The following is a 13780-nucleotide window of genomic DNA, read 5'->3' as shown; positions in this document are numbered from 1 at the left end:
AATGACGCGTACTGCAAATGAGTTTCTAACTCCGCAAGCGATCAAGGTCGAAGCGGCAAGCGGGACCTCGGCAAAAGTTATTCTAGAACCATTAGAGCGTGGCTTTGGTCATACTCTTGGTAATGCTTTACGTCGCATCCTTCTTTCTTCTTTACCTGGCGCAGCTGTGGTAGAAGTTGAAATTGAAGGTGTCGAGCACGAGTACAGTACTTTGGAAGGCTTGCAGCAGGACATCGTCGAGCTCTTGCTGAACCTGAAAGGATTGTCTATTAAGCTGTTCGATCAAAATGAAGCTTATTTGACATTGGAAAAACAAGGTCCAGGCGATGTTACTGCTGCAGACCTTCGTTTACCTCATAATGTTGAAGTGGTTAACCCTGAACACTTGATCGGCACTTTAAGTGCTACAGGCAATTTAAAAATGCGCCTGAAAGTTGCTCAAGGTCGTGGTTATGAAACATCTGACTCACGTTTCCCAGAAGGCGAAACTCGCCCTGTAGGTCGTTTGCAGTTAGATGCTTCTTATAGCCCAATCAAACGTGTGTCTTACATCGTAGAAAATGCGCGTGTAGAACAACGTACTGACCTTGACAAGTTGATCATTGATCTTGAAACCAATGGTACAGTTGATCCAGAAGAAGCGATCCGCAAAGCGGCAACAATCTTGCAACAACAAATTGCAATTTTTGTTGATCTTCAGAAAGATCAAGCTCCTGTTGCTCAAGAGCCTCGTGAAGAAGTTGACCCTATCTTGCTTCGTCCAGTAGATGATCTAGAGCTTACTGTTCGTTCTGCTAACTGTTTGAAAGCAGAAAATATTTACTACATTGGTGATCTTGTACAGCGTACCGAAGTTGAGCTACTTAAAACGCCTAACTTGGGTAAAAAATCGCTTACAGAGATCAAAGATGTTCTGGCTTCTAAAGGCTTACAGCTCGGCATGCGTTTAGAGAACTGGCCACCGGCTAGTCTCCGTATGGACGATCGTTTCGCCTATCGTAGCCGTTAATTAAGTAGGACTATCACCATGCGTCATCGTAATAGTGGTGTGAAATTAGGCCGTACAAGCAGCCATCGCAAAGCGATGTTCCAAAACTTGGCTAATTCTTTGTTCGAACACGAGTTAATCAAAACAACTGTTCCTAAAGCAAAAGAATTACGTCGTGTTGCTGAGCCTTTAATCACTTTAGCTAAAAACGATACAGTAGCAAACCGTCGTTTAGCGTTTGCTCGTACTCGTTCAGCAGCAACTGTTGGTAAATTATTTACCGTTCTTGGCCCTCGTTACAAAGAGCGTAACGGCGGTTATCTACGTGTTCTTAAAGCGGGCTTCCGTGCGGGTGATGCTGCACCGATGGCTTACGTTGAGCTTGTAGATCGCGAAGTTAAATAATTTCGTCAAGAATAACGCACGTTGTTCAGAAAAAGGCCGGTTTTACCGGTCTTTTTTTATGAAAAAAATATATTGAATATCAATAAATGATGAAATTGTCCCGAATTGATATAAATTTTAGTAACTTTTGTTGAACTTGACATTGTGTATTGTCAAATCTGTGCTTTAATAAAAAACATCATTCAAGCTGGACAATAAACATGGATAAGCAGGTTGATGTATTAATTATTGGGGCTGGGATTTCGGGCATTGGTGTAGCTGCACATTTGAGTCAAAAGTGCCCACAGCGTTCTTTTGAAATTATTGAGCGTCGTCAAAGTTTTGGAGGTACCTGGGATTTATTTCAATATCCGGGCATTCGTTCCGATTCGGATATGTCGACCTTTGGTTATAATTTTAAACCTTGGAAAAAAACCAATGTACTTGCCGATGGTGCATCTATTAAAGACTATTTAGCGGAAGTCATTCAAGAAAAAGCCTTGCATTCAAAAATTCATTTTCAGCATCGTGTGCTATCAGCTAATTATGATTCTCAAAAACGTAAGTGGACGTTACGCATAGAAAATGCAGTGCAACAGATTGAAAATTGGGTGGCTAATTTTGTTATAGGCTGTACAGGATATTACAATTACGATCATGGTTTTCAGCCAGACTTTCCGAATCAACATGCGTTTAAAGGCACATTTATCCACCCACAGCACTGGCCTGAGAATTTAGACTATCGTGGTAAAAAGGTGTTAATTATAGGCAGTGGTGCAACAGCCATTACCTTGGTACCTGCTATGTCGAAAGGTGGTGCAGCGCATGTCACCATGCTACAACGCTCACCGACTTATATAGCTTCTGTGCCTGCAATGGACTTCGTTTATCAGCAAATGCGTAAAGTTTTTCCTGAAGATGTTGCATACAAAATCACCCGTGCACGTAACATTGGCATGCAACGCGCCATTTATGCTTTGGCGCAAAAGCAGCCGAAATTACTGCGTACTTTGTTGTTGAAATCCATCCAAATGCAGCTCAAAGGCAAGGTGGATATGAAACATTTCACACCACATTATAATCCGTGGGATCAACGTTTATGTGTCGTGCCTGATGGTGATTTATTTAAGATTTTGCGCGAAGGCCATGCCTCGATTGAAACCAATCAAATTGCAAGATTTACCGAAACTGGTGTGCAATTAAAATCAGGTAAGCATTTGGATGCTGATATTATTGTGTCTGCTACTGGTTTGAATATTCAAATTCTAGGCGGTATTCAGGCCACAATTGATGGTGTGCCTTTGGACACATCGAAGCACATGCTGTATCAAGGTGTGATGATCAGTGATGTGCCAAATATGGCAATGATTATTGGCTATATTAATGCGTCTTGGACACTGAAAGTGGATGTGGCTGCTGATTATATTTGTCGTTTGCTCAATTATATGGATCGACAAGGTTATGACGAGGTAATTCCTCAAGGTGATCAAACTGAGTTATTGGAAGATACGGTAATGGGCAGTTTGAGTTCGGGCTATATCGCACGTGCTGCTGATGTGATGCCGAAGCAAGGCAAACATGCACCATGGCGAGTGACAAATAATTACTTAGAAGATCGCAAAACCTTAAAACAGGCAAGTTTTGAAGATGGTATTTTAAAGTTCAAACAAGCTGTGCCTGTACAGCTGCGTAAACCTAAATTAGTATCTTAAATTGTCGGGTGCAAAAATAATATGGCACAAGAAATTTAAAATTGCTTGCGCCATTTTCATGTTGAGGTGGATATTTTATAAAGAACGTGAAATCAGCTCTTTCATAATTTCATTGGTACCTGCATAAATACGATTGGCCCGATTGTCTAAGTAAGCACGTGCAATTGGATACTCAAGCATATAACCATAGCCACCATGCAGTTGTAGACATTCATCTACCACTTTGGAATACATCTCTGAAATTTTATATTTGGCAGCTGCAGCAGCTTCGACACTGAGTTGATCTCGAAGTTGTGACAGCATACATTGATCTAAAAAAGCACGACAAAAATCAATTTCGGTGCGTAATTCTGCCAGTTTAAAGCGTGTATTTTGAAAGCTTTGGATACTTTTACCAAAGGCTTGTCGTTGCTGAGTATATTGCAGTGTATGCGCAAAAGCAGCTTCCGCACCTGCTTGACAAATTATCGCGACAATCAAGCGTTCCCAAGCCAGTTCTTTCATCAACATGATAAAGCCCATGCCTTCTGTGCCCAATAAATTGCTGCGAGGCACGCGGACATTATCAAAAAATAATTCGCAAGTGTCCTGACCTTTCATGCCAATTTTATTCAGTGGTTTGCCTTTGCTAAATCCCGCACGGTCCGCTTCTACCAGTATTAAAGACAGGTTGGCTGAACCTTTTTCTGTGTTCGCGGTTTTGCACACCACAATCGCCATATCGCACAAATAGCCGTTGGTAATAAAAATTTTAGAACCATTAATCACGTATTCATCACCTTCCAATACCGCAGAGGTGCGTACAGCTTGTAGGTCTGAACCTGTACCGGGTTCAGTCATCGCAATCGCGGTGATCACTTCGCCAGTTGCCATACGAGGTAACCAGTGTTGTTTTTGTTCAGTCGTGCCAAAGTTATTTATGTAATTGGCGACAATATCTGAATGCAGTGAAAAAGCTGTGGCACTGTCGCCTGCATAAGCTTGTTCTTCAATCAAAATCATGCTGTATAAGCGGTCTACCCCTGAACCTGCATATTCTTCAGGCATGGTGCTACACAGCAAACCCAAAGCACCTGCTTTACGCCAAAGCTCACGATCTACATGCTGCTGCGTTTCAAATTTTTCAGTATGGGGGGTGACTTCTTGCAAATAGAATTTTCGTACCAAATCACGAAAACTGTCGTGTTCAGCACTGAATAAGGTGCGCGGTAACATATTGGCAATGGGGCGAATTGCGGCAGATTGCATGGTTTTATCTTCCTGATGTTGTTATTTTGAATTCACCTTAGAAGAATTTATAGGGGGCAACAAGGTGCAAAAGTTTCAATTGCAAATGAAAGATGATGCTTTTGGTCAATGCTGCATAAAAGTCATCGAAACTTTAAAAGGGGTCGGTTAAACTAGCCTGAGTTTAATTTTAATGGGGAAACCGCATGAGTGATGACATCAGCTTAGAAGAACGCAAAGTGATTTACCGTGCCCGTCGTGGTTTAAAGGAAATTGATGTCTATTTTGACCCGTATGTGAAAAATCATTATTTGACTGCCAGTGCGGAAGAAAAACAAATGTTTGCCGATTTGGTTGAGCAGGAAGACCCAGATTTATTGGATTGGTTTATGGAAGTGTCTGAGCCACCACGTCCTGAGTTGAAAGATTTTATCCGTAAACTAAAGCATTATGTGCATGGCTAAGCAGCAGTTTCAGCTGAAACCTAGTGTCATCGCAATAGTGTTTCAGCTGATGATCGCTCTACTCATCGTTTGGCTTTTACTACAAGTGTTAAAGCCATGGCTTAGCGTTGTATGTATTGTCATTATGGGCTGGACATATTTTAAATTTGTTCGTGCAAACCGAATTGTTGGTTTAGATCAATTAGATGACCGTGAATGGTCAATTTCCTATCTCGCGCCTCGTGTAGTATCACAACAGATTAAAAGCACAGCTCGCCAAATTGAAATTCAGCGTGTGCAACTGCGTCAAGTGATAGATCATCAAATTTATATCGTCATGGAATTTCAGCAAGCCTTTAAACCTCTGGTGATTTGGTGTGATCAGGTTTCCAAGGCGGAATGGAAGGCTCTAAAAATATTGGCGAAAATGCTCTAATTTACAGACAGCTGTATATTTTTATAATAATAAAAAACTATAAGTATCATAAAGATAAAATTATCATCTATTTTTCGTGTCCTGATCAGTCATTTTATATTGGCATAAAAGATTACACATATCCCTATTTTTAGTTATATTCATTCCAGACAAGTGTAGATCAATACAAATCAGATTCCTGAAATGTGCAGATTTAAATTTAGTCGAAAGATTTTTTAAGATAAGCCCGAATTGGGCATCAGTTAATAAGTAGCATGTGCTGAACCGTCGCAATGCTACTTTTTTTTGCCTAAATTTTGTCGGATGACAGATTTCAGTCAATTTTAGTCACTTTAAAACATGGCAAAGTTATCCATCTGAAGCAGCAAGTAGACGCTTTTATTCAGATATTGCTTCTGCTATGTTTGTTGCAATGGACATAAACACAATTATAGAGGACAGGAAAATGTCGCAAGTCCAAAAAATAGGCCAGGGTGTGGCCGTATTTGCAATCACAAGTTTATTATTATCAGGTTGTTCACAAGTGATCAAAACAGGTGCCAATGTCGCACTTGGATTTACTGAAAAACATATTGTGCCGCCAATTTTAGCGATGGAAGATGCTGAAATGGTGTGTAATTCTGGTAATTCCTTAACCCCTGCCATTATGGCGACTAAAGATATGGGCGCAGACCCAACCCGTGTTGCGGTACTAATGTATTCGGCTGCGGGTATTTGTGCCGAAGAAAAAGCTTTGGATGCTGAATTGCGTTATTTACGTGCAGCAAAAGCAGGGCAAGTGGGCGAAGCGCAAGATGCGCGGATTCAGCAAAAACGTTGGGCGGCTTTGGCGGCACAGCGCCAATACACAGGCTATCAATTGTTTCAGCATCGTTGGGAAAAGAAATATCGGAAACCTTTGGGCGAAGGTTGTCCAAAAATGAACAGTGATATTGATCAAACTGTGTATATGTTGGGGATGTTGAGTGGCTTGCAAGCCATGACCAATGATATTAATTCAGGCGGGGCAGTGCATGTGCCTAAAGATATTGCCGCGATTGTTGAACGTGGTATGACCTGTTTAAACAATGAAAAATTCTGGGGCGCACCAGAGGCTACACGTGCCGTAATTTGGACTTTGCTTCCAGGTGCGGGAGATGGCAAACCTGATCCGTATCAAACCTTAAAGCAGTCGATGCAAATTGGTGAAAATAAAGGGGTGCGTTTATCACACGCTTTATATGCGGTTGCTGCCCAAGCCAGTGGTGAAGATGCCAAAATCCGCGATGCACTCAAAGCCTTTTCTAATGCACGCAGTGACGAAAAACCTGTAAATCCACAATTTAAATTGATTGATGCCATGGCAGGAAGCATGGTACAAGGAATTTCAGACCGTTACTGGACTGAACATACAGGTGTGCGTACTGGTGATCAGCAACGTTTCTGGGATGAACAAGATGATTCATCTGAATTAGATGATTTATTTAATGAGGATACGGCAGCTCAATTGTAAAAATATCAAGATTGCCCAATTCAATATAGACAAGAAGTTTTAGGATTGGGCAATCCGTTTGCCGAAGCACATAACAAGAATAATTTGGAGGATGCAAGCGCCTATGCAATATTCATCTCAATTTCTCAGTCGAAAAATTGTGTTTATTGCGGCATGTATGTCGGTTTCGGCATGTTTGCAGATTTTTGCAGAGCATTTTATTTATTGGTCTACACATTTATTGGATGAATTTTGGCGCTTATGGACAGGGCATTGGGTGCATGTGGGCTGGATTCATTATTTACTCAATATGATCGCGTTTGCCTGTTTACCTTTTATTTTTCCGCATGCCAAAGTATGGCACTTTGTGGCGCTTTTGTTGGTACTACCGCCAGCGATTAGTCTGAGTTTCTATTACTTCCTTGCCGATATTGATGCCTATGCAGGACTTTCTGGGGTGTTGCATGGTGCTTATGTGGCGGTGGCATGTGTGCATTTGCTTTATAAAAAAGAACGTGGCTTTGCCACATTGGTCTTGCTGCTTATTTTATCTAAACTGATTTGGGAAAATACCGTGGGCAGTTTGGGTACAGCAGAATTAATCGGGAGTCCTGTATTAGTTGAGGCACATTTATTGGGGGTGATTTGGGGAGTAATTTTTGCACTGGCTTATATTATTTGGGCCTATTGCATTGATCCGCATTAAAATTACATCAAAATGATGGCAAAAAGGGCTCACATAAAATCTCACAATTGACCATTTTTACTTAAAAGAAAATCTATATTGTCATTTTAAAAATAACGACGCTCATGCACATTTAAACTGAATACAAAAATGCTCAATGGAAGATGGACATTCCGTTGAATAAGGATAGACAGAAATTCGAGAGTCTCGGTTTCTGCGCAGAATAAAAACAGGAAAATATATGCACAATAACGGACAACGCAGGTCTGGCTTGGCTTTGCTCAGACATATATGGACAGAATGGATTTCTACATTCGTTATTTTGATCTTGTTGCTACTGACACTTATTATTGGTACAGGTGAAATGGTACATGGTCAGTTGTTGCGCATGGGTGAACGCCTATACGGTGACCCTGCAACGGGTATGCAGTATTCATTTTTGCGTGCCGAACCCACTGCACCTGACTGCGAACGCAACCCCGATATCGATGCACAAGTACATGCCCAAATGCAAGCCAATGCTGCTGATGAGTTTGCCGATATTTTTGGTACTGCCTCTGAATCAGATGTCCGCGCTTCCATTTTAGCAGCCAAACAAATTTGTGAAGAAAAATTTCAATTTCATGATCAGGCGATTCAGCATATTCAAGCCCATCCAAGCTTGAAAATGTATCGAACCATTGAAACCTCTTTTTTTGGTATTTTTAAATTTGGTACTGAAAACCGTGCCATTTTATTGGTATTGATGGTGGTCTTTGCTGCAATTAGTGCCACTTTAAAGACCCATCACATTGGTTTACGTGGCCCTGCGACCAAAATTGACTTCAAGGTGTATTCGACCTTAATGGTGGTGGCGAATGGTTTCTTAACCTCGTCAAGTATCAGTCAATATCGTTCAGTACTCAATTCAGGCGTACCGATGAGTGGTGAAACGCAAATCATTTACTGGATGTGGATGATTCTGTTTGCAACTCTGACTTTGATTAGTTTATTCCAGCTCATTAAGCCACCCGCGCCAACCCGTGAAGGCGGCAGTTTAGGTCTTGCGTTCCTGAGCGTGCCTTTGTATGCCTATATGGCAATTAGTACAGGTTTCTCCTTTACTTTCCTAATGGATTATCCGATGGGGCAAGGGATTTACTTGGGGCAACTTGTCGAATTCTCCAGTATTTTCCTGAACTTGGCTTTGTTTGTTTGGGCGGGGATGTTGCTCAAACAAACCCGAATTGTGGATTTGTTCCTGAATATTCTACGTCCGTGGAATTTGGCACCTGAAACCTTAACCTGGCTGATTCTGATTGCCGCTGCATTGCCGACAGCTTATACCGGTGCATCGGGGATTTTTGTTATTGCTGCAGGTGCGATCATTTATAAAGAAGTTTGGAATGCGGGTGGACGACGTCAGTTTGCACTGGCGGCAACAGCTATGTCGGGTTCAATGGGGGTCGTGCTTCGTCCATGCCTATTGATTGTTGTGGTGGCATCGCTGAACAAAGAAGTTACAACAGACATGCTGTATCACTATGGTTTGTATGTGTTCCTCTTGACTTCAACCCTGTTTTTAGTGATTTCGTTGTTCTTTGCTGAAAATAAATTCCGCATTGCTGCACCAAGAATAGCTGCGCCATTGTCCCTACGTGCTATTGGCCCTGTAATGCCCTATATCCTTATTTTTGTGTTGATTTGGCTGTTCTATAAATATGCTTTAGACACCAATATGAATGAATTTACTGCTCCTGTCATGATGCCGGTTATTTTATTGATGATGGTGCTATTTGATAAATTGCGCCATGAACCTGCACCTATTCCAGCCATGGGGCAGTGGGATCAGAGTTTTGATCATAAGCCTACAGCACAACAGACAACAGCTTCATCTGAGCATTCATTATTGACCGCACCTGATTCACCATTGCGTCAATATGGTTTTTTTAAAGCACTGCATTTATCTACCAGTGAAACGGTGGGACATATTGGGGCATTGGTGATTTTGATGGCGCTTTCAGTCAGTGTGGGCGGCTATTTAGAACGCATTGAAATTATGGAAGCGTTTCCAACAGACATTAGCAGCATCTTTATTGTGATTAGCCTGATTGTTGCCCTGATGATTTTTGTGGGCATGATTATGGATCCATTTGGTGCGGTGATTCTAATTTCTGCAACGGTTGCACCTGTGGCTTATCAATATGGGATTCATCCTGTGCATTTCTGGATGATTACCCTAGTTGGTTTTGAATTAGGCTATGTGACGCCACCTGTAGCGCTGAATCACTTATTGGCAAGGCAGTCGATTGGAGATGAAGAAGTCGCTGCAGCCGATGCAGAAGTTCGTCATAAATCGTTCTATTATCGCTTTGAGCGTTGGATTTTGCCTATGATTGTGATGCTTCCTGCGATGTTGATTATTGCCTATGCACCGTATGCATTTAACCTATTCGGCTGGTATGAATAAGCATACTTAATCACTGTCATCTTATTATTTAACAGCACCCTGTAGTTCGCTATGCGGTGTTTTTTTAATAGGTTGATATGCAGGGAATACAAAACAGCATTATGAATGCGGGGAGTGATGATTCAGGTGTTTTTGTAACAGTGGACTGCACAAAATAATGGCAAGCAAAATCAGGGCAAAGCCAATCAAACTAAATAAGTCTGGCGTTTCATGCCAAAAGCTAAAGCCCCAAATCCCTGCAAAAATAATCGCAATGTAATTTACAGGGCCAATTTGCCCTGCAGGGGCAAGACGGTAGGCATTGGACATAAAGATCTGACTGATATTGGCCAGTAATCCTGCGCCAATTAAAAAACTCAACTCTTTTAAGTTGTAGGGACGCCATGACCAAAACATCGGTACAACAGAAATGAGTGTCCCAATCATGCAAAAATAAAACACAATGCGTTCAGGCGGTTCGGTTTGAGTCAGGGCGCGTACCGTGACAAAAGCCATCGCTGCTAAAAAACTGGCACTGAGTCCAATTGCGGACATGCTATTAAACATACCTGCATCGGGTTTGGCGACAAATAACACGCCAAATAAACCAATGAACGCAGCCAATAGCATCGGTTTGGTGATTTTTTCTTTAAGGAATAGCCATGCAATTAAGGGAATAAAAATAGGCGATGAATAGGTAAAGACCATCGCATTGGACAGTTTTAGATTGGCAATCGCGTAGAAAAAACCATACATGGCGGTTAAGCCGACCACCGAACGCCAAGTGTGCATCCATAACTTTTCGGTTTTAAAAAAGCCTAAGCCTTTATTGAAAATGAGCGGGATAAAAATAAACAAACCAATAAAATTACGGAAAAATACTACAGTGGCATTATCTACCGTTTCTGAGGCGTAACGAACGCAGACCCCCATGAGCGAAAACAGAAAGGCAGAGCAGGTCAACAGCATAATTGCTTTGAGCAAATTTTGTTGGGCAGAACCAGAAGATGTCATACAAATAAAGCCAGAATAACCTCAGGCTATTCTAGCTTAAATCGGCTACAACACTGACCTTTTATCGTATTTTAAAACGACTGATGTGAAGCAGAGAAGGTTTACTGTGCCAGTTGGGCTTCCAGTATTTTGATTTGCTCCTCTTTTAGTTTAATCAACTCATCGGCATCACTATGTTGCTGTTTTAATAAGGCACGTTGATCATTCAGCTGATTTTGAATGTCATCTAATTTAGCCGCTTCTTCTTTTGCAAGGGCTGCATTTTCAGAGACAGGTGCTTTGAGTAAATCTTCTGTGACCAACTGTTTTGGTGCTGCTTCATCTTCTTGCAATGGCGTTGCTTCAGCAGGTGCAGTTTTCGCTACAGGCGCCGTAGTTGGGGCAGTTTCTATAGACGCAGTATTGTCGCTATCGCCCATCCATTGAAAGATAAATACGGCAATAATGACAATAATTAACCCGCCCGTAATCGCCCATAAAAGCTTAGGGTTATGTCGTTGATCTTCAGTCATGCGTTGTTGAACCTTATTGTTTTACTTTGACTGACGCGGCTTAAACTGGATCACCCCAATTTCATCTGAAACCTCTGGGATTTCAGGTTCATCAATATGTGTCGGACGGTTTTCCGTATAATCACACTCGATGCATTCGATCCATTCAGCTTCGCCAGCGGTGAGCATGACAACCCGATCTATCGCCTGACATTTTGGACATTTTGCGCCTGCAATGAAACGACGTTTAATGGTCATCACGACTCCCCTAACTTCATCTAAAGGTCTTAGTTTAAGCGCTTTTGACTATGTTCGTCCAACCTTGATGACGTAATAGTGCGTCAATTTTTGGCTCGCGTCCGCGGAAATTGATAAATGCGTCAAGCGCTGAATCTTTTCCGCCAACTGCTAGAATAAACTGTCTAAACTGCTTGCCAGTTTCGGTGTTAAATAGCCCTTCATTTTCGAAGCGATCAAAGGCATCGCTGGCCAAAACCTCTGCCCATTTGTATGAATAATATCCTGCAGCATAACCGCCTGCGAAAATATGGCTGAAGCTGTGTTGGAAGCGGTTGTAAGCTGTAGTGGGTGCAACGGCATAGTTTTGACGAATGTCATCTAGCATGGCTTGAATCTGTTCCGCATTTAAAGCAGGGTTGCTGCGATGAATACTTAAATCGAACAGCGCAAATTCAATTTGGCGTAGGCTTTGCATTCCCGATTGGAAGAAGCGTGCATCTAACAGCGCTTTAAGCAGGTGTTCAGGCAGGGTGTCTTGGGTTTCAATATGCGCACTAAGCATATCTAAACTGTCTTGATCCCAAGCCCAGAATTCCATGAATTGGCTTGGTAACTCCACCGCATCCCAAGCGACACCGTGTGTACCTGCCACAGCAATATTATCCACTTCGGTCAGCATGTGATGTAAGCCATGTCCAAACTCATGGAATAGGGTAATGACTTCATCATGGGTTAAAAGCGCGGGTTGATCTGCCACAGGTGGGGTAAAGTTACACACCATATAGCAAATTGGTTTTTGTAAACCCTGTGCCAATTGCAAGCGGGAGCGGAAACCACTCATCCATGCGCCGCCGCGTTTGCCGGTACGGGCATATAGATCAAAGTAAAAACCACCAATCACTTGACCTTGCTCTTCAAGTTCAAAATAACGTGCATCAGGATGCCAAACAGGGGCAGCGCGCTCAATAATATCGACATCGTATAAACGCTTAACGATGCTAAACAGACCTTCAACTACTTTTGGTGCAGGGAAATATGGCTTTAACATTTCTTGTGAAAGGTTAAATTTCTGTAATTTTAATTTTTCAGAATAGTAGCCTGTATCCCACGGTTGTAAGGTATCAATCCCATCTTGGGCAGCAATGGCTTTGAGTTCGGCAATTTCTTGTTCTGCAGGTGCACGAGCATGTTCTGCCAGTTCACGCAGGAATTGATCGACTGCTTCGACACTTGGTGCCATTTTGCTGGCAAGGGATAATTCTGCATAGTTGTTAAAACCGAGCAATTGCGCCATTTCTTGACGTAAACGCAAGATTTCTTCCATGATCGGGGTATTGTCAAATTCAGACTGGGCTGATTGATCGGACGCGCGAGTAGTGTATGCCTGATACAAGGTTTCGCGCAAAGCACGATCATCGGCATAGGTCATAATGGCTAAATAGGCAGGAATATCCAGTGTTGCCACAGCTTGTTCCAATTCGCGTTGCTGACCATATTGTTTCAGCAATTCAATGCTGCTTGGCGGTAAACCTTTGAGCTGATCTTCTGATAATACTTTGTAATAGGCTTGAGTAGCATCCAAAACATGATTGGAAAAGTCTGATGACAGTTGCGATAAACGTGCTGAAATTTCAGCATAGCGTTTTTTGGCTTCGCCTTCTAAGGCCACGCCTGATAGTTTAAAGTCACGCAAGGCCAGTTGAATTGCGCTTTGTTGTGCAGCGGGCAAATCTTTAAAGGTGTTGGCATCGTGAATATGTTGATAGCTTTGATATAACACCGTGTGCTGACCCAATTGAGTATAGTAGTCACTTAAACTGGGTAATAACGCCTGATACATTTCACGGGTTTCAGTATTATTCATGACCGCATTTAAATGTGACAGCACGCCCCATGCTTCGCTCATATTATTTTCGAGCTGATCAATCTGTTCTAAAACATTTAATTGCGCCGTAATACTTTCAGGTACTGCAGTCAGCTTATTTAAAAAGCTTTGTCCCTGCTGAATAGCATGCTCAATTTTTTCTTTTAAATCTGCCAGTGTAATTTGATCAAACTGTGGAACAGGTAAAGTTGCTTGCTGTAATTTCATTTTTTGAGTGCCATCTAAATTTCTTTCATGATTAATAGATGTAGGGCTTTTGAGGGCTGAAATCAAGGCAAAAGGGCAGATTTAGCTAATCAAGGTGATAACTTCAGCACAATATGGCTGTTTGAGGCGATCCCAAAAAACAAAAAGAGCCGTAGCTCTTTTTGAAGTG

The 13780-nt window shown here is 42.0% G+C and carries 13 protein-coding genes; 8 read left to right on the top strand and 5 right to left on the bottom strand.

From position 1 onward, the window contains the following. The first annotated feature begins 1 nt into the window (after nucleotide 1). The 3 genes from LZP46_RS13050 (at nucleotide 2) to LZP46_RS13040 (ending at nucleotide 3084) form a co-directional block, all read left to right on the top strand. The gene (locus tag LZP46_RS13050; RefSeq protein WP_004974745.1) at nucleotides 2-1009 is read left to right on the top strand and encodes a DNA-directed RNA polymerase subunit alpha; all 1008 of its coding nucleotides are present in this window, start codon (nucleotides 2-4) and stop codon (nucleotides 1007-1009) included. 18 nt (nucleotides 1010-1027) lie between these two features. Further along, nucleotides 1028-1393: a 50S ribosomal protein L17 gene (gene rplQ, locus LZP46_RS13045; RefSeq protein WP_004974746.1), complete on the top strand. Its 366-nt coding sequence runs from the start codon at nucleotides 1028-1030 to the stop codon at nucleotides 1391-1393. A gap of 200 nt (nucleotides 1394-1593) precedes the next feature. Further along, nucleotides 1594-3084, top strand: a complete 1491-nt coding sequence (locus LZP46_RS13040; RefSeq protein WP_236094054.1) for a flavin-containing monooxygenase — start codon at nucleotides 1594-1596, stop codon at nucleotides 3082-3084. A 75-nt stretch (nucleotides 3085-3159) separates the two neighbouring features. Here the strand turns inward: LZP46_RS13040 and LZP46_RS13035 are convergent, their stop codons facing one another. Next, nucleotides 3160-4332 carry an acyl-CoA dehydrogenase family protein gene (locus tag LZP46_RS13035; RefSeq protein WP_236094053.1) on the bottom strand — a complete coding sequence of 391 codons (1173 nt, stop codon included), beginning with the start codon at nucleotides 4330-4332 and terminating at the stop codon, nucleotides 3160-3162. 185 nt (nucleotides 4333-4517) lie between these two features. On the opposite strand from LZP46_RS13035, the gene LZP46_RS13030 reads away from it, so the two are divergent. From LZP46_RS13030 to LZP46_RS13010, 5 genes are all read left to right on the top strand, one after another. Next, complete coding sequence (locus LZP46_RS13030; protein ID WP_004974752.1) at nucleotides 4518-4775, top strand: FAD assembly factor SdhE; 258 nt, start codon at nucleotides 4518-4520, stop codon at nucleotides 4773-4775. After that, complete coding sequence (locus tag LZP46_RS13025; RefSeq protein ID WP_179997378.1) at nucleotides 4768-5190, top strand: protein YgfX; 423 nt, start codon at nucleotides 4768-4770, stop codon at nucleotides 5188-5190. Before LZP46_RS13030 ends, LZP46_RS13025 begins: the two co-directional genes overlap by 8 nt. 445 nt (nucleotides 5191-5635) lie before the next feature. Further along, the gene (locus LZP46_RS13020; RefSeq protein WP_004974758.1) at nucleotides 5636-6682 is read left to right on the top strand and encodes a hypothetical protein; all 1047 of its coding nucleotides are present in this window, start codon (nucleotides 5636-5638) and stop codon (nucleotides 6680-6682) included. Nucleotides 6683-6785: 103 nt separating this feature from the next. After that, complete coding sequence (gene rrtA / locus LZP46_RS13015) at nucleotides 6786-7367, top strand: rhombosortase (RefSeq protein WP_104853260.1); 582 nt, start codon at nucleotides 6786-6788, stop codon at nucleotides 7365-7367. 220 nt (nucleotides 7368-7587) lie between these two features. Further along, entirely contained in the window at nucleotides 7588-9795 is a 2208-nt protein-coding gene (locus LZP46_RS13010) for a TRAP transporter large permease subunit (RefSeq protein WP_236094052.1), read from the top strand. Nucleotides 9796-9894: 99 nt separating this feature from the next. On the opposite strand, the gene LZP46_RS13005 is transcribed toward LZP46_RS13010, so the two are convergent. From LZP46_RS13005 to LZP46_RS12990, 4 genes are all read right to left on the bottom strand, one after another. Then, nucleotides 9895-10788: a DMT family transporter gene (locus tag LZP46_RS13005; protein WP_236094051.1), complete on the bottom strand. Its 894-nt coding sequence runs from the start codon at nucleotides 10786-10788 to the stop codon at nucleotides 9895-9897. A 101-nt stretch (nucleotides 10789-10889) separates the two neighbouring features. Beyond that, entirely contained in the window at nucleotides 10890-11300 is a 411-nt protein-coding gene (locus LZP46_RS13000; RefSeq protein ID WP_236094050.1) for a hypothetical protein, read from the bottom strand. A gap of 21 nt (nucleotides 11301-11321) precedes the next feature. Then, nucleotides 11322-11531, bottom strand: coding sequence for a YheV family putative zinc ribbon protein (locus LZP46_RS12995; RefSeq protein ID WP_394804451.1), 210 nt, complete (start codon nucleotides 11529-11531; stop codon nucleotides 11322-11324). 40 nt (nucleotides 11532-11571) lie between these two features. Next, nucleotides 11572-13611 (bottom strand): M3 family metallopeptidase, encoded by a 2040-nt coding sequence (locus LZP46_RS12990; RefSeq protein WP_236094048.1) that lies wholly within the window; start codon nucleotides 13609-13611, stop codon nucleotides 11572-11574. Nucleotides 13612-13780 lie beyond the last annotated feature (169 nt).

The organism is Acinetobacter sp. SCLZS86 (assembly GCF_021560715.1).
GTDB lineage: Bacteria > Pseudomonadota > Gammaproteobacteria > Pseudomonadales > Moraxellaceae > Acinetobacter > Acinetobacter towneri_A.
Note: the sequence above shows the minus strand (reverse complement) of the source record. Positions and strands in the feature narration are given on the sequence as shown.

Coding starts and splice junctions, on each gene's coding strand:
- LZP46_RS13050 (WP_004974745.1), top strand. CDS start 2: ATGACGCGTACTGCAAATGAGTTTCTAACTCCGCAAGCGATCAAGGTC.
- LZP46_RS12990 (WP_236094048.1), bottom strand. CDS start 13,611: ATGAAATTACAGCAAGCAACTTTACCTGTTCCACAGTTTGATCAAATT.
- LZP46_RS13040 (WP_236094054.1), top strand. CDS start 1,594: ATGGATAAGCAGGTTGATGTATTAATTATTGGGGCTGGGATTTCGGGC.
- rrtA (WP_104853260.1), top strand. CDS start 6,786: ATGCAATATTCATCTCAATTTCTCAGTCGAAAAATTGTGTTTATTGCG.
- LZP46_RS13020 (WP_004974758.1), top strand. CDS start 5,636: ATGTCGCAAGTCCAAAAAATAGGCCAGGGTGTGGCCGTATTTGCAATC.
- rplQ (WP_004974746.1), top strand. CDS start 1,028: ATGCGTCATCGTAATAGTGGTGTGAAATTAGGCCGTACAAGCAGCCAT.
- LZP46_RS13025 (WP_179997378.1), top strand. CDS start 4,768: ATGGCTAAGCAGCAGTTTCAGCTGAAACCTAGTGTCATCGCAATAGTG.
- LZP46_RS13010 (WP_236094052.1), top strand. CDS start 7,588: ATGCACAATAACGGACAACGCAGGTCTGGCTTGGCTTTGCTCAGACAT.
- LZP46_RS13035 (WP_236094053.1), bottom strand. CDS start 4,332: ATGCAATCTGCCGCAATTCGCCCCATTGCCAATATGTTACCGCGCACC.
- LZP46_RS13005 (WP_236094051.1), bottom strand. CDS start 10,788: ATGACATCTTCTGGTTCTGCCCAACAAAATTTGCTCAAAGCAATTATG.
- LZP46_RS13000 (WP_236094050.1), bottom strand. CDS start 11,300: ATGACTGAAGATCAACGACATAACCCTAAGCTTTTATGGGCGATTACG.
- LZP46_RS13030 (WP_004974752.1), top strand. CDS start 4,518: ATGAGTGATGACATCAGCTTAGAAGAACGCAAAGTGATTTACCGTGCC.